Raw genomic sequence first — 20494 nt, 5'->3', positions numbered from 1 at the left:
ATGTTATCTGCCTGTTAATGCTCTCTTGCGCCAGCCTGCGTTTGTCGCCAGACTATCGCCTCCAAACGGGAGGGATTCATGGCTTTGCATTCCACGCGCTGGCTGGCGCTCGGTTATTTCACCTACTTCTTTAGCTACGGTATCTTTCTGCCTTTCTGGAGCGTCTGGCTCGAAGGGTTAGGGCTGACGCCGGAAACCATCGGTTTACTGCTGGGCGCGGGGCTGATTGCCCGTTTTCTCGGTAGCTTGCTGATTGCACCGCGTGTGAGCGATCCCTCTCGGCTGATCTCAGCGTTACGTATTCTGGCCTTATTGACGTTGGTGTTTGCGCTGGCCTTCTGGGCGGGGACCAACGTGGCGTGGCTGATGGTGGTGATGGTCGGCTTTAACCTGTTTTTCTCTCCGCTGGTGCCGCTGACCGACGCACTGGCCAACACCTGGCAAAAACAGATAACCATGGATTACGGTCGGGTGCGACTGTGGGGATCCGTGGCCTTTGTGATCGGCTCTGCGTTGACCGGCAAACTGGTGAGCCTGTTCGACTATCGGGTGATCCTGGTCCTGTTATCGCTTGGCGCCGCCTCAATGCTGCTGGGCATGATGATTCGCCCGAGCGTGCAGCCAGCGGGTGAAAACCGTCAGCAGGAGAGCGCAGGATGGCCCGCCTGGCGCGCGCTAATAACCCAAAGCTGGCGCTTTCTGGCCTGCGTGAGTCTGCTGCAGGGCGCGCATGCAGCTTATTACGGTTTCAGCGCCATTTACTGGCAGTCTGCCGGGTATTCCGCTTCGGCGGTGGGCTATTTATGGTCATTAGGCGTGGTGGCGGAAGTGATTATTTTTGCGCTCAGCCACAAGCTGTTCCGCCGTTTTAGCGCTCGCGATCTTCTGCTGCTTTCCGCCGTTTGCGGCGTGGCGCGTTGGGGGCTGATGGGCTGGAGCACAGAGCTGCCATGGCTGATTGTGGTGCAAATCCTGCATTGCGGAACGTTTACCGTCTGCCACCTGGCGGCGATGCGTTACATTGCTGCGCGACAGGGCAGTGAAGTGATTCGTCTCCAGGCGGTATATTCTGCGGTGGCGATGGGCGGCAGTATCGCCATCATGACCGTTTTCGCCGGCTATCTGTACCAGAACTTGGGCAGCGGCGTATTCTGGGTGATGGCGCTGGTGGCGCTACCAGCTATCGTTCTGCGCCCGAAAGTGGTGGCGCAGCCTGCGACGTTATGATTCAAGGATTTTGCGGATCTGCTGCTGCTGGTGAGACGTAAGCGCCAGATCCGCATGAATCAGCGGGGGAGAAAACAGCGGTAGCGGCGTGGTGTACGGTGTAATAATCAGCGTTACGCCACGCGGCGCTCCCTCTTTTTGAAAGTCCTGCATCGGCATATGCTTTACGTTGAGCGGCAGCAGCGTCAGTTCGCGCAGCTGTTGCTCTATATGCGCTTCAAGTTGTTCGTTACTACCGGTCAGCAGGATAATCTGCTTTTCGTGCAAATCCTTCTCCTGCATCAGCCAGGCGCCGAAAATAACGGCGACCAGGCCGATCTCTTCTTCTGAAAACTGGACATCGTATTCCGCTTCAAAGCCGTGAATCGCCTCGCGGGTAGTTCGAACCAGCCGGGGATAAAGTCGGCTGAACTCCTCCGGTAGCGTGTTATCAATGCCGATGGCAAACACGCTGCGGTTCAGTGCCTGGGCCAGGTGGATATACAACTGGTCATTCAGCCCTTGCTCGTCGCTGAAGCGCACGTTGCCATACTCGCGAAAACGCAACACCAGCCGCGCAATAGCAAGGCGCAAGCGGCGATCCTGCTGGTGATTATCGCGGATCGGGTCGGGGATGCGGATCATTGAGAATAACAACGCCATAAACAGCGATTCGCCCAGCGGCGCACTTTGCATGACGTGGCGCTGCCAGTGGCGGCCAATTTCCTCGGCGAGCGGATACTCCGCGCAGGATTGCGCCCACCGTTGCTGGAGTGGATTAAACTCCGGGGTGATCCCCGCGTGGTGCTGTAGCAGACAATATTGTAAATACAAGCGCAGGAACTGGATGTCACGACACTCAAACGGCTTCTGTAAGCGCCGGGAGCACAGGTTGATGAGCGCATGCAGATTGGTGTCGTCATACAGAGTACGTGCGATACCTTGTTGTTTAAGAGCAATTTTTAAAGTGGGCGTGAAATGCTGAGCGATAAAAGTAGGGCAAATCCGCAGGCCACGGCGCAGCCACTGCAACAGACACAGACGCTGATTTAGCGGGGTTCCTTCGATCGCATAGCCACCATTCTGCGCGGTGGCTATCGTGAGCCGGTGATAGCGCTGGATTTCGAGCCCTGCGCCAATAATATCTTCCTGAACCGTGGCATCATCGACACCGTTGAGGCTGCTGAAGGTTTGTGTAGTCGCGATTTGCCCCGGCAGGAAAAGCGTCAGCAGAACCTGGCAACGGCGCTGGGGAGCGGAAAGTACAGATGGCGGAGCAAGCGTTGACATCATCTGTAGGGTCTCCCGTAAGTATGTTTGATAAGAATAGCTAAAGTTTGCTCATAGATTTGAGGAATGGAATGCTTTCCACCAGGAATGCTGGAGAGCGTCACAGAATTTTTAACGTGCGGAACAGATAGCGGGAGTGGAACGCAGCGCGTTAATCCGTTTTTTCACTGTTTTATCTTTTTGTTGAGATATAAAAAATGCCAGAGGGGGGAATGCTGGCGGAGGGAGGTATGAAAATGCTATCTCAGAGAAGTGAAAAACCTAAAGTGAACGTAGCAATACGACGGAGGCAACAGATTCATTACCTCCGTAACAGCTGTCTGGCGTTACTTCTCACGACTCAGCGTTAATCCCACATCGCCGCCCGGATGTACCGCCAGCAGCGTTTCCTTTGAGTATCCGCTCTCGCTCATCAGACAGGCACAGGCGGCGTCAAAGATAGCCAGCACCAGTAAAATAGAGGTGGTAGCCAACATGTTCAGCGGATCGGCCTCGCGCTGTACACCGGTGGAAATCACTAGCCTCGAGGCTTTAGCAATGGCCGAATCGGCGTTTTCAGTCACGCTCAGGATGGGCACATTCCTCGCAGCCAACCCGGGCAGCAGCCGGGTGAGCTCGTCCGAATTCCCCCCGCGTGACAGCATAATCACCAGGTCGTCGGAGCGTAAAAAACCGAGATCGCCATGCGCTGCGTCCGTCGCGTTGAGGTAAATCGCCGGACGTTCCACGCAAGCCAGCATATGTGCGACTTTACGCGCTGCAATGCCAGAGGTACCGACGCCGGTGACGACGATTTTGCCCTGACAACCGCGCAGCTCCGCCATCAGCGACTGCCAGACAGGTTCAGTCAGATGCTGCCCCAGACCCGCCAGGGCATCGCTATAGAGCTGGAATACGCCGCTGGCCTGAGACCAGGAGTTACTCATGCGTCCTCCTGCATCAACTGGCGGTATTTCATATGATCCTGATACATCTCGTGGAATACCCGATATTTGCGATCGTAGTACTGCTTAATGCGATTAGTCTGCGGGGTAACCGTTTTACCAATCCGGCTCATCGCTGACATTGCTTCCGGGAAGGTATCGAACACGCCTGCGGCGATAGTTCCCATCATGGCGCCACCCAGCAGCATGGCTTCGCTCTCTTCAGGCAGCAGCATCGCACAGCCGGTGGCGTTGGCATGCTCCTGAACGAAGATCGGGTTTTTCGTCCCGCCGCCGCTGGCCATAATGGTATCGATCGTGTAGCCGCTTTGATTCATCGTTTCAATGATATGACGGGTTCCCAGCGCAATGGCCTGAATGGTCGCGAGGTACTGTAACGCCATATCTTCCGGCGTGCGCGACAGCTTCAGTCCAGTGATAGCGCCTGTGAGCGTTGGGTTGGCGCGCGGTGAACGGTTGCCGTGGAAATAGGGCAGGATGTGCATGTCACGGGTTAAAAATGCGATATCTTCCGGCTCACCGGCCATTTTACGCAGCAGCGCATTCAACACTTCATAAATGGTCTGCCCTTGAGATTTCGCCTGGGTCAACAAGGTTTCGTAACAAGGATGCGACTGAATAACGTGGTCGATTAACGCCCCGGTTGCCGACTGTCCACCTTCGTTAAGCCAGTATTCTGGCAGCACTGCTGAGTAGTAAGGCCCCCAAACACCGCCGATAAAACGCGGCTCTTTGGAAATCGCCATGTGTCCGGTAGAGGTGCCGCCAATCAGCGCGACGCGGCGATCGAAATCCGCTACCTCGCCGGAAACACCGCTCGCGCCGAGCGTACCGAGCGTACCGGCGTGGGCATCGATGATCGAGACGCTGACAGCGGTCCCCGGAATCAGCCCCATTTCGCTGGCGGCGCGCGCAGAAAGACCATGACCAAGCGGTTCGCCCATAGTTTTCACGTAACGGCCAATTTTGGCGGCATCATGTTCCAGCAAGTCTTCCAGCCCAATCTGGCGGAAATAGCTGGCATCCCATTTGTCTTCATGGCCCATATAGGTCCATTTACACACCGTCGAGCACAGTGAGCGCGTGTCATCGCCCGTTGCGCGCCAGGTCAGGAAATCGGGCAGGTCAAAGTAGTATCCCGCATTGGCCCAGGTGTTGGGCATATGTTGCTTCAACCACAGCAGTTTGGGCGTTTGCATTTCCGGGGAGATAATACCGCCAACGTAGTCCAGCACCCGATGATGCAGGGCGTTAATGCGCTCAGCCTGAGTAATGGCGCGGTGATCCATCCACACAATGATATTCTGTTCGCTGCGCCCGGACGGACTAATGGTCAGTGGTTTACCTTCTTTGTCCAACACCACCAGTGAACAGGTCGCGTCAAAGCCCAGACCTTTCACCTGGATAGGGTTGATATCCGACTGGTTAATCGCATCGCGAACCGCGTTACACACCGCCTGCCAGATGTTATCGGAAGACTGCTCAACAAAATCGGCCTGCGGACGGTAAATCTCGATGGCCCGACTGGCCTGGCCGACCATTCTGCCGTTGAGATCAAACACGCCAGCACGGGCGCTTCCGGTTCCGACATCCACACCAATAAAGTAACTTGCCATAATTTTTTCTCCTGAAATCAGGCTTTACGATTCTGTAATGCGATAAAGAGGATCAGCACCGCGCCCCACAGCGCCATCGTCAGATAGCTGCTGACCCCCAGCAAGTTAAGGCCGCTTTCCAGCATTTGCAGCACAATCAGCGCCAGGACCAGGCCGATAATGCGTCCGAAGCCGCCATCCGGATTGATGCCGCCGAGTACGGAGGCAAGGATGGTGACCAGCAGGTAGGACTCACCGTATCCGGCTTTTGCCGAGTTGAATTTCGCCATCATCAGAATGGCGGCGACCCAGCCGAGCAGGGCTGAAATCACGTACACGGAAATTTGTACCCGTACGGTATTAACACCACTGTAGCGGGTAGCCTGTTCATTGGAGCCGACGAGATAAAGACTGCGCCCCAGCGTGGTGTGCTCCAGCAGTACCCATAGCAGGATTGCCACCAGGAAAAAGAGCAACAGCGCCACCGGAATACCCGCAATCGTGGCGTTGCCAAGGTACTGAATGGCGGTCGGGAAACCCGAAATCACCGTCCCGTTGGAGAGCAGAATATTCAGCCCGGAGATAAGTGTCATCGTGCCGAGGGTAGCGAGAATCGGTGAGACGCCGACCCAGGCAATCAGCGCGCCGTTGAGCGTACCGATAGCCACCGCCACGGCTGCGCCTGCCAGCAGCGCCAGCACCAGAAACAGCGGGTTATCCGGATGGGTAACGATAATCGCTGCCATTACCAGCGAGCAGGCGTTCGCCCCGGCAATAATTGACAGGTTAATGCCGCCGGTCAGCATGGTCATACCCATCCCGAGGGCCAGCATGCCGAGGATCGGTAACTGTGAGCCTATCGACTGGAAGTTAGCGACGCTAAAAAAACGGCTGCCGAGCATGGCTGAGAAAACCAGGGCGACGACCACAATAATGACGCATTGCAGACGAATGATGGCATCACCGGGTAAAAATCTGGCGATTGTTTTCATCTCAAAGCTCCCTTGCCAGTTTGCGTTTTTCGTTCCAGGCCGTGGCACTGATGCTGACCAGGATAATGGCGCCGCTGAATACGGTGTGCCAGTAAGAGGAGACGCTGAGTAGCGTCAGACCATTTTGTAAGAAGGCGAGCAAGACAACGCCTAGCAGGGTTCCGGTCAACGTACCGCGCCCGCCGCTCATGCTGGTTCCGCCGAGCACGACCGCCGCCAGCACCGTCAGCTCAAAGCCGAGCAGCGAATTGGGTGCAACTGACTGGGTGATTTGCGCCTGAACCACGGCGGCAACACCTGCCAGAATGCCCATATAGCCATAGACGTAGAAATGCAGTTTCAGCAGATTCAGCCCCAGGCGTGAGGCCGCGTCGCGGTTGCCGCCCATGGCGTAAACCTGACGGCCAAGACGGGTATAGTTCATCAGCACTGCGGTAAAGACGATCACCGCCGCCAGGCACAGCAGGGGCAGGGTCAGGCCGTAGTCGTAGCCATCTGCCGCGGTGAAGGAGAACCAGTTAATGCCGTTCATAAACCAGTCAGGGAAACCGTACAGCCAGGTACCTTTGGTGGCGTAAACCAGAAGACCGTAGTAGACGTTCAGCGTGGCGATGGTAATGATGATTGCCGGAACGCGCAGCCAGTAGACCAGGAAGCCATTAATCAGCCCAAGCAGCAGGCCCACCGCAATCGCAATGGTTAACGCCAGAGCGAAGTTGCCGCCGTGGCCGATCACCCAACTGGCCATCGCATACTGGGCAATCGCGGTCATCGCCGGAAATGAGATATCGATCCCACCGGAAATCAGCACCACAAACAACCCGCAGGCGAGAATGCCGAGAATCGCGTAGCTGGTGGCCACATCTGTCAGATTGCCGAGCGAGAGGAACTCATCGGTGCTGACACTTAGCCCAACCGCCAGCGCCACGACCAGCAGGCCCAGCCAGAATTCATGTTGCCCGATTAAACGGGACAGATGCATCTTATTCATTGATTACCTCGACCACTTCAGCAATCTCCTCTTCACGGCAGTGATGAGGATTAAATTCCGCCACCAGTCTGCCGCGACGCATCACCAGCACGCGGTGGCTGTTGTAATACGCTTCCGGAATTTCATCGCAAATCATCAGCACCGCCATACCTTGTTCCGCCAGATCGCGGGCGATCTGGTAAATGCCCTCTTTGTTGGCGATATCCACGCCGACGGTAGGCGAGTCGAGGATCAGAATGCGGGGATTGGTCGCCACCCATTTGGCAATGGCGATGCGCTGGGCATTGCCGCCGGAAAGCGTTTTGACCGGCAGGTGCGGATCGGACACTTTGATATTCAGTTCGCGGATCAAATCGGCGACCAGCTTTTGCGCTTTATGGTGATCGAGCAGGCCGCTGCCGGTATGCAGCTGATCAAAGACCGTGACGATGGTGTTGTCGTAGATCGACTGCTCCATGATCAGTCCCTGCGTCAGGCGATCTTCTGAGACGTAGCCGATCCCGTGCTTAATGGCGTCGTGGTTATTACGAAGCGTGACCGGCTGACCGTTAATACGCATCTCGCCGCTTTCCGGGTGCGTCATGCCAAACAGGCTCAAACAAAGCTCGGTACGCCCGGCGCCCAACAGGCCGACAATCGAGACAATCTCGCCGCCATGCAGCGACAGATTAATGTTCTGGTATTTGCCTCTGCGGCTGAGATTGCGCAGCTCCAGCAGGGGTTCTCGATCGTCGAATGATTTCTCCGGCAGCGGGCTGTAGTGGAAGCGTTGTCCGGTCATCAGGAAAGCCAGCTCGTGGCTGTCGAGTTCGCTGGCAGGATATGTGCCCACCAGTTTGCCGTCGCGCATGACGCTGATACGGTCTGCCACTTCCATTACTTCATCCAGACGATGGCTGACAAACACCACGCAAATGCCGGCCGCTTTAAGTTCGTTAACCACCTTCAGCAGTCCATTGACCTCCTGGCGGGTTAGCGAGGCGGTGGGCTCGTCCATAATCACCAGACGCGCATCTGCGGCAATTGCCCGGCAAATAGCGACCAGCTGTCGGTCGGCAATCGAGAGTTTTTCTACTTTTTTATCGGGATCGATATTCACCCCGATACGTTTCATGGCTGCCAGCGCCTGCTGTTTCATAGCACCACGACGCACCCAGATATCACCGCCCGGCAGATAGCGGTTGACCGCGATATTTTCCGCGACGCTAAAGTTGGGGAACAGCGACAGGTCCTGATAAATAACCTGAATGCCATAATGGGAAGAGAGCTGCGGCGTCAGGTGATGGAACAATTTTCCGTCGAGTAAAATCTGCGCGCCTTTTTCCGGGTGATAAACCCCGGAGATCACTTTAATAATGGTACTTTTACCACAGCCGTTTTGACCCGCCAGACAGTGAACTTCGCCTTTTCTCAGCGTCAGATTCACGTTATCCAGCGCCAGCACGCCCGGGAATTGTTTGCTGATATTCTCAAGAGTGATAAATGCGGTGGTGTCTGCCATGGACAATACCCCTGCGAGCGCCCTGACGGACGCTGAGTGTTAGTTTGGTTGATAGCGCCGACCAGACGGTCGGCGTTAAGGTTCCCTGGTGTTGGCTAAAGCCTTAGAAACCAAGTGATTGTGCGTTGTCTTTGGTGACTTCGAGGATCTTGTTAAAGCGGATCACTTTCTTCTCCGTGTCGATATCGGCTTTCCCTAAACCGTCGATACTCAGATCTGCATTGACTTCTTTGCCCTGCAACAGCTGATCGGCAACCGTTACCAGCGCATAGCCCGCATCTTTTGGATCCCACAGCAGCGCTTTTTTGATATCTCCACGCATCAGGTAAGGCGCAGCCTGCGCTGGCATGGCGATCCCGACAACGGCAATTTTATCTTTGGCGCGTTTTTTCTGCACAGCCTGACCCGCACCAATTGGACCCAGTGAGCCGAAGCCGATAATGCCCTTCATCTGCGGATAGGTTTTCATCAGATCCAGCGTTGTGGCGTAGGATTTATCAATGCTTTCCGCGACCGGCAGGCGTGAAGTGACCTCGAACATTTCCGGATATTTTTCTTTCTGGTACTTAATTGCATAATCAGCCCACGCGTTATGCAGTGGGACCGTCAGCGAACCAACATAGATTGCATACCCGCCTTTGCCGCCCATATTTTTCGCTAACTCATCGACGTTGGCTTGTGCGTATTTTTCACTATCGATGGTTTCGATATCCCACTGACCGATTTGCTCGTCCGGGGATTCGTGCGTCAGGACCACAATGCCTTTATCGCGCGCTTTTTTCAGTACTGGCTCAAGAACCTTGGCATCGTTCGGTACCACGATGATTGCGTTGACGTTTTTGGCGATCAGATCCTCAATCACTTTGACCTGCTGTGCCGGGTCCGGCGTAGACGGACCGGTCTGGTAAGCGTTCACATCCAGTTTTTTTGCTGCTTCGTTAACACCGGTTTCCATGCGGTTAAACCAGGGAATACCAGTGACTTTGGCAACCACAGCAATTTCATATTTTTCCGCCGCAAAGGACGTGCCGGACAACATGCATGCAGAAACCAGGGTTGCACTGAGTAATGCGAGTTTGAATTTCATAGTTGTACCTTTCGTAGGGGGCAGGACATGTCACGGCGTGAAGTTAACAACGAATGGAAGAGGGAATGAATCATAAGTTTGGAGAATGTGATATATGCCCATTATTGTTAATTTATGGAAATGAAATGGTTAATAATTGGTTAAATTTACATGATTTTAGATTCAGACATTCAAATTAAGTGTTAATAAAACATTAAAATGAAACTTTTAATTAACATTTTGTTATCATTTAACTTAAGATTTAACGCCGAAAAGGTGTTTGGGTGGAATTTCCCGAAGAAGAAATTATCGAAATTGAGAACTGAATCGATACCGGAAAAGGGTGCTCAACTTTTTTTCGTTCAATGATATCCTCGGCACACTTGCGCCAAATACGGCATCATTATTTGTGGCGGTGTTGATTTTTATCGTGGAGAACTCATGCAAGGCGTTAAACGTATCTTTATGACGTTGTTTCTCGCTGTCCTGTCTTTTGGCGCAGGTGCGCATCCCCACAGCTTTATTCATCTGAAAACCGAAGTTGTGAGCGAAAATGATCGGTTCGTCGCGCTAAAAATGCGCTGGATGATGGATGAAATCACGTCGGCGGATCTGCTTTACGACGCGGGGAATGCTAAACCTGGTGATGAAATTTGGAAAAAACTGGCGGCGGAAGTGATGGCCAACGTTCTCGGGCAGCACTATTTCACCGAAGTGTGGCACGATGGGAAAAAGGTAAAGTTTAAAAACAGACCGACGGAATATGGCATGGCGCGTGAAGAACACCAGGCGGTGCTGACGTTCGTTCTGCCGCTGGCCGAAGCTCAACCACTGAGCGGTCAAAAATATACTATTTCAACCTTCGATCCGACCTACTACGTCGATATGAGCTATGACAAAGACAGCGACGCCCGGCTTTCGCAGACCATAAGCCAGCAATGCCATATTTCAATGCATACGCCGACGCCGAATGAAAACATGTTGAGTTTTGCGCAGTCGCTGGATAAAGAAGACGCACCGCCGGAGGATATGGAGTTGGGTAAACAGTTTGCACAGACGGTGACGCTGCAATGTCAGTAGTTTATCAACAACGCGCAGCCAGACGCCGTTGGCTCACGCTATGGCCGCTGGCGGTCTTTTTGTTGCTGGCGACAGGCGGGGGGCTGTGGTTGTGGCAAGCCTGGCCTCAGGTAATGATGCACAGTGTCGTCTGGCAGCGCGACGTTAACCAGCAGATGAGCGGGTTGCTGAAAGCGGTTGCCGCGAACCCCACACGTGCGGGCGGATCTCTGCTGTTGTTTAGCTTTATATATGGGGTATTGCACGCATTGGGGCCGGGGCACGGCAAAATCGTCATCACGACCTGGCTTGCGACGCATCCGTCGAAGCTCAAGTCGAGCATTGGGCTGACGCTGGCGTCTTCCCTATTGCAGGGGCTGGTGGCAATAGGACTGGTGGTTGTAGTCCTCACGGTGCTGCAACTGCCTGCCCGACAGCTGCATATGAGCAGTTTCTGGCTGGAGAAAGGAAGTTATGCGCTGGTTGGCATGTTGGGCGTTTTATTGTGTGTCCGTGCGCTGAAGAAATTGCGCCAGCTGCTGATGCGCCCGAAATTTACCGCCTTTACGCCGCACCATGTGCATCACGAGGGCTGCGGCTGCGGGCATCAGCATTTGCCCAACCCGGAACAACTGCAAAGCGGCGATGACTGGCGCGCCCGGTTGATGATTATTCTCTCTATGGGCATGCGTCCCTGCTCTGGCGCAATTATGGTGCTGCTGTTCAGTAAAGTGGTTGGCGTCTTTAGCTGGGGTATGGCGTCGGCGTTGGCGATGGCGGCAGGAACCTCTTTGACGATTACGTCACTGGCTTTGCTGGTACATAGCTTTCGCTCATTGGCGGTGAAAATTAGCGGGCATAAAGCGCCGGTGCTGTGGCGACAGATTGGCTGGACGACGCTGGCGTTAGCCGGTGGTGCGGTGCTTATTGTTGCTGCGGTAGTGATGTGGATGAGCGCGGTGCCGGTAGGGCGAGGGATAAGACCATTTTAGGTTAGTGAGCGGAATGGTATGACTTGTAGGCCGGATAAGACGCGAAAGCGTCGCATCCGGCACCACAGCAGATTAACGCTTCAGCGCATCGCTCAGTTCGTCACGCATGTTAGCCAGCATGGCTTTAACAACGCGCGGGTTACCTGCAACGATGTTGCCGGTTGCCAGGTAGTTATGACCACCGGTGAAGTCGCAAACCAGTGCGCCAGCTTCACGTGCAATCAGCTCACCTGCTGCGAAATCCCATGGTTTCAGACCGATTTCGAAGTAACCGTCAACGCGCGCAGCGGCAACGTAAGCCAGATCCAGCGCAGCAGAACCTGTGCGGCGGAAGTCAGCGCACTCGGTAAACATTTTGCCAAGAATTTTCATGTAAGAAGCGGCGTGCTGCTTCGCTTTGAACGGGAAACCGGTGGCGATGATGGTGCCGTCCAGATCGCGGGCGGTGCTGCCACGCAGACGATAGCCGTTCAGCTGTGCGCCCTGGCCGCGAGTGGCGGTGAACAGTTCGTTACGCATTGGATCGTAAACAACGGCGACTTCAGTACGGCCTTTAATGCGTACTGCGATAGATACCGCGAAGTGCGGCAGACGTTTTACGAAGTTGGTAGTGCCATCCAGTGGATCGATAACCCATTGAACATCCTGATCTTCACCTGCGTGCTCACCGCTTTCTTCGGTGATGATGGTGTGCTGTGGGTAAGATTTGCGAATAGTTTCGATAATAATCGCTTCGGCGGCTTTATCGACGTTAGTCACGAAATCATTGCTGCCTTTCTGGCTGGTTTCTACAGAGTCTGGGGTTTCGTAGTGTTTGGCAATTACATTACCCGCCTTGCGCGCTGCGCGCACGGCTATGGTCAGCATCGGATGCATCGGTCTCTCTCACTGGATGTTAAAGAACGGGAAAACGGCGCAGAGTATAGCAGCGAGTTCGGAATATGTCTTCGTTTTATGATAATATGCCCGAATAATCTTTAGCCGAAGAAATACAATGCTGCAAAATATTCGAATCGTGCTGGTGGAAACCTCTCACACTGGCAACATGGGCTCTGTAGCCCGCGCAATGAAAACCATGGGTTTAACCAATCTGTGGCTGGTAAATCCACTGGTTAAACCGGACTCTCAGGCCATCGCTCTGGCGGCAGGTGCCAGTGATGTAATCGGCAGCGCGCAGATCGTCGATACTCTTGATGAAGCGCTGGCAGGTTGCAGCCTGGTAGTAGGCACCAGTGCGCGCTCCCGTACGCTACCGTGGCCGATGCTGGATCCGCGTGAATGCGGTTTAAAAAGCGTCTCTGAAGCGACGAATTCGCCCGTAGCGCTGGTGTTTGGCCGTGAACGTGTTGGCCTGACGAATGAAGAACTGCATAAGTGCCATTACCACGTCGCTATTGCCGCGAACCCGGAATACAGTTCGCTGAACCTGGCGATGGCGGTGCAGGTCATCTCTTATGAAGTGCGCATGGCCTGGCTGGCAACTCAGGAAAGTGAGAAGACCGCAGAATACGAAGAAGCTGAGTATCCGCTGGTCGATGATTTAGAGCGTTTTTACGGTCATCTGGAACAAACGCTGCTGTCGACCGGATTTATCCGTGAAGGGCATCCGGGGCAGGTGATGAACAAGCTGCGCCGTCTGTTTACGCGTGCGCGTCCTGAGAGCCAGGAGCTGAACATTTTGCGCGGAATTTTAGCTTCAATTGAGCAACAGAATAAAGGCAAGTAAACGTAACGCCTCCGGCAAGTAAAAATGGCACTGAAGGTTAAATACCTGACTAAATTAGTCAAGTAAATAGTTGACTGATTTAGTCGGGAATGTCAGACTTGCCCCTGCTATGCAATACCCCCATTTTACAATAAAAAACCCCGGGCAGGGGCGAGTTTGAGGCTAAGTAAGACATGAGACTGACATCAAAAGGGCGTTATGCCGTGACCGCAATGTTGGACGTTGCGCTCAACTCCGAAACGGGCCCGGTACCGTTGGCTGATATTTCTGAACGTCAGGGAATTTCCCTGTCATATCTGGAGCAGCTGTTTTCCCGTTTGCGTAAAAACGGTCTGGTTTCCAGCGTACGTGGACCAGGCGGCGGGTATCTGCTGGGTAAAGATGCCGGCAGCATCGCAGTAGGTGAAGTAATCAGCGCTGTGGACGAGTCTGTAGATGCGACCCGTTGCCAGGGCAAAGGCGGTTGTCAGGGCGGCGATAAATGCCTGACCCACGCGCTGTGGCGCGATCTGAGCGATCGTCTGACCGGTTTCCTCAACAACATTACGTTGGGCGAACTGGTGAATAATCAGGAGGTCCTGGATGTGTCTGGTCGCCAGCACACGCATGACGCTCCACGCACTAATCGTGCACAAGACGCGATCGACGTTAAGTTACGCGCATAATAAAAGTATTTTAGAATCAGGCCGGGGTGCTACACACCCCGTTAACTCGGTCGTACATCCAGCCGGTTGCCTGATTCCTTGCATTGAAGCGATGTACGGAGTTTATAGAGCAATGAAATTACCGATCTATCTCGACTACTCCGCAACCACGCCGGTGGACCCGCGTGTTGCCGAGAAAATGATGCAGTGTCTGACCCTGGACGGAAACTTTGGTAACCCAGCGTCTCGTTCACACCGTTTCGGCTGGCAGGCTGAAGAGGCGGTAGATATCGCCCGTAACCAGATTGCTGACCTCGTGGGCGCTGACCCGCGTGAAATCGTCTTTACTTCCGGTGCGACTGAATCCGATAACCTGGCGATTAAAGGTGCAGCCAACTTTTATCAGAAAAAAGGCAAGCACATCATCACCAGCAAAACCGAACACAAAGCCGTGCTGGACACCTGTCGTCAGCTGGAGCGCGAAGGATTTGAAGTCACCTACCTCGCCCCGCAGCGTAACGGCATTATTGACCTGAAAGAACTTGAAGCGGCAATGCGTGACGACACCATCCTCGTGTCCATCATGCACGTGAATAACGAAATCGGCGTGGTGCAGGATATCGCGACTATCGGCGAAATGTGCCGTGCGCGCGGCATCATCTATCACGTTGATGCGACCCAGAGCGTGGGCAAACTACCTATCGATCTGAGCCAACTGAAAGTTGATCTGATGTCCTTCTCCGGCCACAAAATCTATGGTCCGAAAGGTATCGGTGCGCTGTACGTGCGTCGTAAACCGCGTATTCGTATTGAAGCGCAGATGCACGGCGGCGGTCACGAGCGCGGTATGCGTTCCGGTACGCTGCCTGTGCACCAGATCGTCGGCATGGGTGAAGCTTACCGTATCGCTAAAGAAGAGATGGAAACCGAGATGGCGCGCCTGCGCAGTCTGCGTAACCGTCTGTGGGACGGCGTGAAAGATATGGAAGAAGTGTATCTTAACGGCGATCTCGAGCAGGGCGCACCGAACATTCTCAACGTTAGCTTCAACTATGTTGAAGGCGAATCGCTGATTATGGCGCTGAAAGATCTGGCTGTATCCTCCGGTTCTGCATGTACTTCTGCAAGCCTGGAGCCATCCTACGTGCTGCGCGCGCTGGGGATGACCGACGAGCTGGCACACAGCTCAATTCGTTTCTCTTTAGGTCGTTTCACTACCGAAGAAGAGATTGACTACGCCATTAATCTGGTTCGCAACTCCATCGGCCGCCTGCGTGACCTTTCTCCGCTGTGGGAAATGTTCAAACAGGGCGTGGATCTGAACAGCATTGAATGGTCACATCACTAATCGGTACCGATAAGGAGAATTCAGCATGGCTTACAGCGAAAAAGTAATCGATCATTACGAGAATCCACGTAACGTGGGGTCTTTTGACAACAGCGACGAGAACGTGGGCAGCGGCATGGTGGGTGCACCAGCCTGTGGCGACGTGATGAAGTTGCAGATCAAAGTCAACAATGAGGGTATCATTGAAGACGCGCGTTTCAAGACTTACGGCTGCGGTTCCGCTATTGCTTCCAGCTCTCTGGTTACCGAATGGGTAAAAGGGAAATCTCTGGACGAAGCACAGGCGATTAAAAACACCGATATCGCCGACGAGCTTGAACTGCCACCGGTGAAAATTCACTGCTCTATTCTGGCTGAAGACGCGATTAAAGCCGCGATTGCGGATTACAAAAGCAAACGTGAAGCAAAATAATTAAGAGTTGAGGTTTTATTATGTCGATTACCTTAAGCGACAGTGCAGCAGCGCGTGTAAATACCTTCCTGGCAAACCGCGGTAAAGGGTTTGGTCTGCGTCTGGGCGTGAGAACCTCCGGCTGCTCAGGTATGGCCTATGTACTGGAATTTGTTGACGAGCCGGCGGCTGAAGATACCGTGTTTGAAGACAAAGGCGTTAAAGTTGTGGTCGACGGTAAGAGCCTGCAATTCCTCGACGGTACGCAGTTAGACTTCGTCAAAGAAGGTCTGAACGAAGGGTTTAAGTTTACTAACCCGAACGTGAAAGACGAATGTGGATGCGGCGAAAGCTTCCACGTGTAACGCGCTTACCGATAACCCCACCGTGGTCGCCTGCGCGTGGGGTTTGTTTTACCTGACTCTCTGGTTTTGCTCCCGTGAACAACAGAGAATCGATGCCCTGAGAATGTTATGGACTACTTCACCCTCTTTGGCTTACCGGCCCGTTATCAGCTCGATACTCAGGCGCTGAGCCTACGTTTTCAGGATCTACAACGTCAGTATCATCCTGATAAATTTGCCAGCGGTTCCCAGGCGGAACAACTTGCTGCGGTTTCGCAGTCCGCCACTATCAACCAGGCCTGGCAAACGCTGCGTCATCCTTTGATGCGCGCCGAATACTTATTGTCTTTACACGGCTTTGACATCCGTAGCGAGCAGCACACGGTGCGCGATACCGCGTTTCTGATGGAACAACTGGAGCTGCGGGAAGAGCTGGACGAAATTGAACAGGCAAAAGACAGTCAACGTTTAGATGCGTTTATGCAACGCGTCAGCGAAATGTATAACGTTCGTCATCAACTGATGGTGGAACAGCTGGATAGCGAGACGTGGGACGCAGCGGCAGATACCGTGCGTAAGCTGCGTTTTCTCGATAAACTGCGAAGCAGTGCAGAACAACTCGAAGAAAAACTGCTCGATTTTTAATTTCCGGAAGCGAAAATGGCCTTATTACAAATTAGTGAGCCTGGTCTGAGCGCCGCGCCGCACCAGCGTCGTCTGGCGGTAGGTATCGATTTAGGCACCACCAACTCCCTGGTTGCGACCGTACGCAGCGGCCAGGCCGAAACGTTGGCAGACCATGAAGGTCGCCACCTGTTGCCGTCAGTGGTTCACTATCAGCAGCAGGGTTATTCTGTCGGTTACGATGCCCGCGCCAATGCTGCGCTGGATACGGCAAACACCGTCAGTTCGGTAAAACGCATGATGGGCCGCTCTCTGGCGGATATCCAGGCGCGTTACCCGCATCTGCCATATACGTTCCAGGCAAGCGAAAACGGCTTGCCGATGATTGAAACCGCTGCCGGATTGCTTAATCCGGTGCGCGTCTCCGCGGATATTCTGAAAGCGCTGGCCGCGCGGGCAACCGAATCACTGTCCGGCGAACTGGACGGCGTGGTAATCACCGTTCCGGCTTACTTTGACGATGCACAGCGTCAGGGGACCAAAGACGCCGCGCGTCTGGCGGGCTTGCACGTATTGCGTTTGTTGAACGAACCGACCGCAGCAGCGATTGCCTATGGTCTGGACTCCGGTCAGGAAGGCGTGATTGCTGTCTACGATCTTGGCGGCGGTACTTTTGATATTTCTATTCTGCGTCTGAGCCGCGGCGTGTTTGAAGTGCTGGCGACCGGCGGTGATTCCGCGCTCGGCGGCGACGATTTTGACCATCTGCTGGCCGATTATATTCGCGAGCAGGCTGGCGTGGCCGACCGTAGCGATAACCGCGTACAGCGCGAACTGCTGGATGCTGCTATTGCAGCGAAAATCGCGCTTAGCGACGCTGATTCTGTAACGGTTAACGTGGCGGGATGGCAGGGTGAAATCACCCGTGAAACCTTTAATGAACTCATTTCCGCACTGGTCAAGCGTACGCTGCTGGCCTGCCGTCGCGCGCTGAAAGATGCGGGCGTGGAGCCGCAGGATGTGCTGGAAGTGGTGATGGTCGGTGGTTCAACTCGCGTGCCATTGGTGCGTGAACGCGTCGGTGAATTTTTTGGCCGTACGCCGCTGACTTCTATTGACCCGGACAAAGTGGTCGCTATTGGTGCGGCAATCCAGGCAGATATTCTGGTCGGAAATAAACCGGACAGCGAAATGCTGCTGCTGGACGTTATCCCGCTGTCCCTGGGACTGGAAACCATGGGCGGTCTGGTGGAGAAAGTGATCCCACGTAACACCACGATTCCGGTGGCGCGCGCGCAGGACTTTACCACCTTTAAAGATGGCCAAACCGCGATGTCCATTCACGTAATGCAAGGCGAGCGTGAGCTGGTGCAGGACTGCCGTTCACTGGCGCGTTTTGCGCTGCGCGGCATCCCGGCATTGCCAGCTGGCGGCGCACACATCCGCGTGACCTTCCAGGTGGACGCCGATGGCCTGCTGAGCGTCACCGCCATGGAAAAATCCACCGGCGTTGAGTCCTCAATTCAGGTTAAACCGTCCTACGGTCTGACCGACAGTGAAATCGCCTCCATGATTCAGGATTCGATGAGTTTTGCCGAGCAGGACGTTAAAGCCCGTATGCTGGCAGAACAGAAAGTCGAAGCGGCACGCGTACTGGAAAGTTTATCCGGTGCGTTGAACGCTGATGCCGCGCTGTTAAGCGCCGCAGAACGTCAGGCTATCGACACCGCCGCCGCGCATTTGAGCGAGGTTGCACAGGGTGACGATGTTGACGCGATAGAACAAGCCATTAAAAACGTAGACAAACAAACCCAGGAATTCGCCGCTCGCCGCATGGACAAGTCCGTCCGTAGCGCGCTGAAAGGCCATTCCGTGGACGAGGTTTAATATGCCAAAGATTGTTATTTTGCCTCATCAGGATCTCTGTCCCGATGGCGCAGTTCTGGAAGCTGAGACCGGCGAAACCATTCTTGACGTTGCCCTGCGTAACGGTATCGAGATTGAACACGCCTGTGAAAAATCCTGTGCCTGCACAACCTGCCACTGCATCGTACGTGAAGGTTTTGATTCTTTGCCGGAAAGCACAGAAGAAGAAGACGACATGCTGGATAAAGCCTGGGGACTGGAGCCGGAGAGCCGTTTAAGCTGTCAGGCACGTGTCACCGAGGACGATTTAGTGGTCGAAATCCCACGTTACACAATCAATCATGCACGTGAGCATTAACAGAGGGTAGTATGGGACTGAAGTGGACCGATAGCCGTGAAATCGGCGAGGCGCTGTACGACGCGTTCCCCGATCTCGACCCCAAGACCGTTCGTTTCACCGATCTGCACCAGTGGATCTGTGACCTGGAAGAGTTCGATGATGATCCACAGGCATCGAACGAAAAAATCCTTGAGGCCATTTTGCTGGTCTGGCTGGACGAAGCCGAATAAGTCAACGGGCTGCCCACGGGTGGCCCGTTTTCCTGTATGCGCGAAAATAAGGATAAATAAAATGACAGAAGCCATGAAAATTACGCTTTCCACGCAACCCGCTGATGCCCGCTGGGGTGAAAAGGCGACATACAGCATTAATAATGATGGCATTACCCTGCACCTGAACGGAAAAGATGACCTCGGCCTTATCCAGCGCGCCGCCCGTAAAATTGACGGCCTGGGTATTAAACATGTCCAACTGGACGGTGAAGGCTGGGATACCGAACGTAGCTGGGCGTTCTGGCAGGGCTACAAAGGACCAAAAGGCACCCGCAAAGTTGAGTGGGCCGCTCTGGATGAGGCGCAGTGCAAAGAGCTGGATAACCGCCTGAAAATTATTGACTGGGTGCGCGATACCATTAACGCCCCGGCAGAAGAGCTGGGCCCGGAACAGCTGGCGCAACGCGCAGTAGACCTGCTGTGCTCTGTTGCCTGCGATAACGTCTCTTACCGCATCACTAAAGGCGAAGATCTGCGCGAGCAGAACTACATGGGATTGCATACCGTAGGTCGTGGCTCCGAACGTCCTCCGGTGCTGCTGGCGCTGGATTACAATCCAACTGGCGATAAAGAAGCCCCGGTTTATGCCTGCCTGGTGGGTAAGGGAATTACCTTTGACTCCGGCGGATACAGCATCAAGCAAAGCGCATTTATGGACTCGATGAAGTCTGATATGGGCGGCGCGGCAACGGTGACCGGCGCGCTGGCGTTCGCCATCACCCGTGGTCTGAACAAGCGCGTGAAGCTGTATCTGTGCTGCGCGGATAACCTGATCAGCGGTAACGCCTTTAAGCTCGGCGATATTATACACTATCGCAATGGTAAAAAAGTTGAAGTGATGAATACCGATGCCGAAGGGCGACTGGTACTGGCCGATGGCCTGATCGATGCCAGTGCACAGAAACCGGAACTGATTATTGATGCTGCGACGCTGACCGGCGCGGCGAAAACTGCGCTGGGCAACGATTACCATGCGCTGTTCAGCTTTGACGATCAACTGGCTACCCGTCTGCTGGCAAGTGCGGCGCAAGAAAACGAGCCGTTCTGGCGTCTGCCGTTGGCAGAGTTCCACCGTAGCCAACTGCCGTCTAACTTTGCCGAGCTGAATAATACCGGCAGTGCGGCCTATCCGGCTGGCGCAAGCACCGCGGCGGGCTTCCTGTCCCATTTTGTGGAAAACTATCAGCAAGGCTGGCTGCATATCGACTGCTCTGCAACCTATCGCAAAGCGCCAGTTGAGCAGTGGTCTGCGGGCGCAACTGGTCTGGGTGTGCGCACGATTGCAAATCTGCTGATTGCCTGA

General features: G+C 54.3%; 21 protein-coding genes. 13 read left to right on the top strand and 8 right to left on the bottom strand.

Annotated features, from left to right (window positions below; translation table 11 throughout):
- Window positions 1–78: 78 nt before the first annotated feature.
- Window positions 79–1227, top strand: a complete 1149-nt coding sequence (locus tag WN16_RS21170; protein WP_003037650.1) for a 3-phenylpropionate MFS transporter — start codon at window positions 79–81, stop codon at window positions 1225–1227.
- Here the strand turns inward: WN16_RS21170 and csiE are convergent.
- The 7 genes from csiE to WN16_RS21135 all read right to left on the bottom strand — a co-directional run bounded on the left by csiE (window position 1222) and on the right by WN16_RS21135 (window position 9606).
- Entirely contained in the window at window positions 1222–2499 is a 1278-nt protein-coding gene (csiE, locus tag WN16_RS21165) for a stationary phase inducible protein CsiE (protein ID WP_003037652.1), read from the bottom strand. The genes WN16_RS21170 and csiE overlap by 6 nt on opposite strands.
- Before the next feature lie 323 nt (window positions 2500–2822).
- Window positions 2823–3422: an SIS domain-containing protein gene (locus WN16_RS21160; protein WP_044701989.1), complete on the bottom strand. Its 600-nt coding sequence runs from the start codon at window positions 3420–3422 to the stop codon at window positions 2823–2825.
- Entirely contained in the window at window positions 3419–5056 is a 1638-nt protein-coding gene (locus tag WN16_RS21155; RefSeq protein ID WP_003847100.1) for an FGGY-family carbohydrate kinase, read from the bottom strand. Before WN16_RS21155 ends, WN16_RS21160 begins: the two co-directional genes overlap by 4 nt.
- A 17-nt stretch (window positions 5057–5073) precedes the next feature.
- Window positions 5074–6027 carry an ABC transporter permease gene (locus WN16_RS21150; protein ID WP_044701990.1) on the bottom strand — a complete coding sequence of 318 codons (954 nt, stop codon included), beginning with the start codon at window positions 6025–6027 and terminating at the stop codon, window positions 5074–5076.
- A 1-nt stretch (window position 6028) separates the two neighbouring features.
- Window positions 6029–7018, bottom strand: coding sequence for an ABC transporter permease (locus WN16_RS21145; RefSeq protein WP_003037661.1), 990 nt, complete (start codon window positions 7016–7018; stop codon window positions 6029–6031).
- The gene (locus WN16_RS21140; protein WP_044701991.1) at window positions 7011–8519 is read right to left on the bottom strand and encodes a sugar ABC transporter ATP-binding protein; all 1509 of its coding nucleotides are present in this window, start codon (window positions 8517–8519) and stop codon (window positions 7011–7013) included. The genes WN16_RS21145 and WN16_RS21140 overlap by 8 nt, the downstream gene beginning before the upstream one ends.
- A 103-nt stretch (window positions 8520–8622) precedes the next feature.
- Complete coding sequence (locus tag WN16_RS21135) at window positions 8623–9606, bottom strand: autoinducer 2 ABC transporter substrate-binding protein (RefSeq protein WP_003037665.1); 984 nt, start codon at window positions 9604–9606, stop codon at window positions 8623–8625.
- Between the two features lie 420 nt (window positions 9607–10026).
- On the opposite strand from WN16_RS21135, the gene WN16_RS21130 reads away from it, so the two are divergent.
- Window positions 10027–10665, top strand: coding sequence for a DUF1007 family protein (locus tag WN16_RS21130; RefSeq protein ID WP_044701993.1), 639 nt, complete (start codon window positions 10027–10029; stop codon window positions 10663–10665).
- The gene (locus tag WN16_RS21125; protein ID WP_003838430.1) at window positions 10656–11636 is read left to right on the top strand and encodes a nickel/cobalt transporter; all 981 of its coding nucleotides are present in this window, start codon (window positions 10656–10658) and stop codon (window positions 11634–11636) included. Before WN16_RS21130 ends, WN16_RS21125 begins: the two co-directional genes overlap by 10 nt.
- 72 nt (window positions 11637–11708) lie before the next feature.
- Here the strand turns inward: WN16_RS21125 and suhB are convergent, their stop codons facing one another.
- Window positions 11709–12512: an inositol-1-monophosphatase gene (suhB, locus tag WN16_RS21120; RefSeq protein WP_003037670.1), complete on the bottom strand. Its 804-nt coding sequence runs from the start codon at window positions 12510–12512 to the stop codon at window positions 11709–11711.
- Between the two features lie 118 nt (window positions 12513–12630).
- On the opposite strand from suhB, the gene trmJ reads away from it, so the two are divergent.
- The 10 genes from trmJ to pepB all read left to right on the top strand — a co-directional run bounded on the left by trmJ (window position 12631) and on the right by pepB (window position 20494).
- Window positions 12631–13362, top strand: a complete 732-nt coding sequence (trmJ, locus tag WN16_RS21115; RefSeq protein WP_044701994.1) for a tRNA (cytosine(32)/uridine(32)-2'-O)-methyltransferase TrmJ — start codon at window positions 12631–12633, stop codon at window positions 13360–13362.
- Between the two features lie 173 nt (window positions 13363–13535).
- Window positions 13536–14027, top strand: a complete 492-nt coding sequence (iscR, locus tag WN16_RS21110) for a Fe-S cluster assembly transcriptional regulator IscR (protein ID WP_003037674.1) — start codon at window positions 13536–13538, stop codon at window positions 14025–14027.
- A 112-nt stretch (window positions 14028–14139) separates the two neighbouring features.
- On the top strand, window positions 14140–15354 hold the full coding sequence (gene iscS / locus WN16_RS21105; RefSeq protein WP_003037677.1) for a cysteine desulfurase: 1215 nt from the start codon (window positions 14140–14142) through the stop codon (window positions 15352–15354).
- A gap of 25 nt (window positions 15355–15379) precedes the next feature.
- The gene (gene iscU / locus WN16_RS21100) at window positions 15380–15766 is read left to right on the top strand and encodes a Fe-S cluster assembly scaffold IscU (RefSeq protein ID WP_002913991.1); all 387 of its coding nucleotides are present in this window, start codon (window positions 15380–15382) and stop codon (window positions 15764–15766) included.
- Window positions 15767–15786: 20 nt separating this feature from the next.
- Window positions 15787–16110, top strand: a complete 324-nt coding sequence (gene iscA / locus WN16_RS21095) for an iron-sulfur cluster assembly protein IscA (RefSeq protein ID WP_003037681.1) — start codon at window positions 15787–15789, stop codon at window positions 16108–16110.
- 108 nt (window positions 16111–16218) lie between these two features.
- Complete coding sequence (gene hscB, locus WN16_RS21085; protein ID WP_003838436.1) at window positions 16219–16734, top strand: co-chaperone HscB; 516 nt, start codon at window positions 16219–16221, stop codon at window positions 16732–16734.
- 15 nt (window positions 16735–16749) lie between these two features.
- A complete protein-coding gene (hscA, locus tag WN16_RS21080; RefSeq protein ID WP_003838439.1) occupies window positions 16750–18600 on the top strand; it encodes a Fe-S protein assembly chaperone HscA in 1851 nt (616 codons plus the stop codon).
- 1 nt (window position 18601) lies between these two features.
- A complete protein-coding gene (gene fdx / locus WN16_RS21075; protein WP_003037690.1) occupies window positions 18602–18937 on the top strand; it encodes an ISC system 2Fe-2S type ferredoxin in 336 nt (111 codons plus the stop codon).
- A gap of 11 nt (window positions 18938–18948) precedes the next feature.
- The gene (gene iscX / locus WN16_RS21070; RefSeq protein WP_003037694.1) at window positions 18949–19149 is read left to right on the top strand and encodes a Fe-S cluster assembly protein IscX; all 201 of its coding nucleotides are present in this window, start codon (window positions 18949–18951) and stop codon (window positions 19147–19149) included.
- 61 nt (window positions 19150–19210) lie between these two features.
- The gene (gene pepB / locus WN16_RS21065; RefSeq protein ID WP_044701997.1) at window positions 19211–20494 is read left to right on the top strand and encodes an aminopeptidase PepB; all 1284 of its coding nucleotides are present in this window, start codon (window positions 19211–19213) and stop codon (window positions 20492–20494) included.

The sequence above is a fragment of the Citrobacter sp. ABFQG genome (genome assembly GCF_004322975.1).
GTDB lineage: Bacteria > Pseudomonadota > Gammaproteobacteria > Enterobacterales > Enterobacteriaceae > Citrobacter > Citrobacter freundii.
Note: the sequence above shows the minus strand (reverse complement) of the source record. Positions and strands in the feature narration are given on the sequence as shown.

Coding starts and splice junctions, on each gene's coding strand:
- WN16_RS21170 (WP_003037650.1), top strand. CDS start 79: ATGGCTTTGCATTCCACGCGCTGGCTGGCGCTCGGTTATTTCACCTAC.
- csiE (WP_003037652.1), bottom strand. CDS start 2,499: ATGATGTCAACGCTTGCTCCGCCATCTGTACTTTCCGCTCCCCAGCGC.
- WN16_RS21160 (WP_044701989.1), bottom strand. CDS start 3,422: ATGAGTAACTCCTGGTCTCAGGCCAGCGGCGTATTCCAGCTCTATAGC.
- WN16_RS21155 (WP_003847100.1), bottom strand. CDS start 5,056: ATGGCAAGTTACTTTATTGGTGTGGATGTCGGAACCGGAAGCGCCCGT.
- WN16_RS21150 (WP_044701990.1), bottom strand. CDS start 6,027: ATGAAAACAATCGCCAGATTTTTACCCGGTGATGCCATCATTCGTCTG.
- WN16_RS21145 (WP_003037661.1), bottom strand. CDS start 7,018: ATGAATAAGATGCATCTGTCCCGTTTAATCGGGCAACATGAATTCTGG.
- WN16_RS21140 (WP_044701991.1), bottom strand. CDS start 8,519: ATGGCAGACACCACCGCATTTATCACTCTTGAGAATATCAGCAAACAA.
- WN16_RS21135 (WP_003037665.1), bottom strand. CDS start 9,606: ATGAAATTCAAACTCGCATTACTCAGTGCAACCCTGGTTTCTGCATGC.
- WN16_RS21130 (WP_044701993.1), top strand. CDS start 10,027: ATGCAAGGCGTTAAACGTATCTTTATGACGTTGTTTCTCGCTGTCCTG.
- WN16_RS21125 (WP_003838430.1), top strand. CDS start 10,656: ATGTCAGTAGTTTATCAACAACGCGCAGCCAGACGCCGTTGGCTCACG.
- suhB (WP_003037670.1), bottom strand. CDS start 12,512: ATGCATCCGATGCTGACCATAGCCGTGCGCGCAGCGCGCAAGGCGGGT.
- trmJ (WP_044701994.1), top strand. CDS start 12,631: ATGCTGCAAAATATTCGAATCGTGCTGGTGGAAACCTCTCACACTGGC.
- iscR (WP_003037674.1), top strand. CDS start 13,536: ATGAGACTGACATCAAAAGGGCGTTATGCCGTGACCGCAATGTTGGAC.
- iscS (WP_003037677.1), top strand. CDS start 14,140: ATGAAATTACCGATCTATCTCGACTACTCCGCAACCACGCCGGTGGAC.
- iscU (WP_002913991.1), top strand. CDS start 15,380: ATGGCTTACAGCGAAAAAGTAATCGATCATTACGAGAATCCACGTAAC.
- iscA (WP_003037681.1), top strand. CDS start 15,787: ATGTCGATTACCTTAAGCGACAGTGCAGCAGCGCGTGTAAATACCTTC.
- hscB (WP_003838436.1), top strand. CDS start 16,219: ATGGACTACTTCACCCTCTTTGGCTTACCGGCCCGTTATCAGCTCGAT.
- hscA (WP_003838439.1), top strand. CDS start 16,750: ATGGCCTTATTACAAATTAGTGAGCCTGGTCTGAGCGCCGCGCCGCAC.
- fdx (WP_003037690.1), top strand. CDS start 18,602: ATGCCAAAGATTGTTATTTTGCCTCATCAGGATCTCTGTCCCGATGGC.
- iscX (WP_003037694.1), top strand. CDS start 18,949: ATGGGACTGAAGTGGACCGATAGCCGTGAAATCGGCGAGGCGCTGTAC.
- pepB (WP_044701997.1), top strand. CDS start 19,211: ATGACAGAAGCCATGAAAATTACGCTTTCCACGCAACCCGCTGATGCC.